Annotated in this window: 3 protein-coding genes; all 3 read right to left on the bottom strand. The window is 69.9% G+C overall.

Features of this window, described 5'->3' with window-relative positions; translation table 11 throughout:
- Positions 1-333: ABC transporter ATP-binding protein (locus GEV07_30950; GenBank protein ID MQA06926.1), on the bottom strand; the 333-nt coding region annotated here is incomplete at its 3' end.
- Between the two features lie 208 nt (positions 334-541).
- A complete protein-coding gene (locus GEV07_30945; protein MQA06925.1) occupies positions 542-1408 on the bottom strand; it encodes a DUF222 domain-containing protein in 867 nt (288 codons plus the stop codon).
- A gap of 6 nt (positions 1409-1414) precedes the next feature.
- Positions 1415-1561, bottom strand: a 147-nt coding sequence (locus GEV07_30940; protein MQA06924.1) for a methylated-DNA--[protein]-cysteine S-methyltransferase, incomplete at its 5' end; no start/stop codon positions are given.

Raw genomic sequence — 1561 nt, 5'->3', positions numbered from 1 at the left:
GCCCTCGCCGATGCGCGCCGACAGCCACCGGGAGAGCAGACCGATGCCCGCTTCGGCCAGCGCGATCGCGGCGATCAGCACGGCCAGGCCGATCACGACGCGCAGCGCAGCCCCTTCGACGATCCGGTCGACGACCCTGCCGGCGAGCAGCGGCGTGGCCACCGCGAGGGTGGCGGTGACGGTGCTGAGCAGCAGGAACAGCAGCAGCTGGGCACGGTGCCGCCGCGCGAACTTGCCGACGCGCAGCAGGGTGGCCCTGGAGAACGGCCGCTTGTCCTGCTGCGCGTGCATCGCATGGTAGAGCGACGTCCACGCGGTGACTTCCATGTCCATGGCGGTCCTTTCCGGCCTTCCCGTCTGCAGCAGTCAACCAGCTGCCAGTGACAGTGGTGACGCTACGAGTTGAAGTAAACTTCAGGTCAATCTATTTCGCCACGGCTCAGTGCAGCGGCCGCGTCACATCGAGTGAGACCGCCTTCGGCGCCGGAACCCATCGGTGACCGGCGCTATTCTCCAGGGCGCACCGCGCCCGCCCGGTGGGTCAGGGTGGGTCGTGGATGTGGTTGCGGCGGGGTTTCTGGTCGGTGTCGAGCCATCGTGGGGGAATCACGTGGGGTCGGCCGTCGATCATGACGGCGTGCCAGCCGCCGCCGTGTTGGAGCTTGTGGTGCCGGCCGCACCACATGCCCATCGTCTCGATGCTGGTCTCGCCGCCATGGACCCAGTGGTCGAGATGGTGCGCGTGCAGATACACCGGCGGCACATCACACCCCGGGTGTACACAACCGCGGTCCCGGGCCAGCAGGGCGCGGCGTAGGTCCGGTGCGGCGGTGCGCTTGTCCCGGCCGTAGTGCAGCAGCGCGCCGCGGTGGTCGAACACCGCCAGCGACACGTCGGCGTCACAGGCGTTCTTCAGCGCGGTCTCGACGGAGACCAGTTCGCCGTTGTTCAAGGTGGCGGTGCCGGCCTTGGCGCGCAGCTCCGCCAGCGTGCTGGTGACCAGCACGTGCGGCCGCTGCCCACCAGGACTCGGCATCTTCTTGTGCCGCAGGCTCCAGGACGCGATCACGACCAGCGCATCGGCGCGGCGCTGCCCGGCCGTGCGGGGGTCACGTTCGCCGGGTGGGGGGTCGGGTCTGGCGAGCGGGTCCAACGCAAGCTTCAGGGTGTTGGCGGCTTCGGCATCCAGGCGGCCGTAAAGGCGGTACCTGCCATGCAGATCCCGCGACAGCGACACCTCGCGCTGCTGGCGCTGCTCGGCCTCGGTGACGAGGAGACCGTCGGGGTCAAGCACCGCTTCCAGGTGGGTGGCGCGTTTGCTGACCGCGTTCGGGTCCCAGTCGCGGGCCGCGCCCAGCAGGTGTTCCTCGGCGGCCTCCCGGGTGACCTGGTCAACTGCCTCGGGCAGCCGCTCCTAGCTCGCCAGCGCCGCGACGACCTGCCGCTCGTGGTCGAGCAGATAGCGTTTGCGGTCCAGCCCGCCGCCGTAGCCGGTCAGGTCACCGCTGGCGCCTATCACCCGGTGGCACGGCACGACGATGCCGATCGGGTTGCGCCCGTT

The organism is Streptosporangiales bacterium, assembly GCA_009379825.1.
GTDB lineage: Bacteria > Actinomycetota > Actinomycetes > Streptosporangiales > WHST01 > WHST01.
The sequence above is the reverse complement of the archived record's forward strand: the minus strand, read 5'-3'. Positions and strand labels throughout refer to the sequence as shown.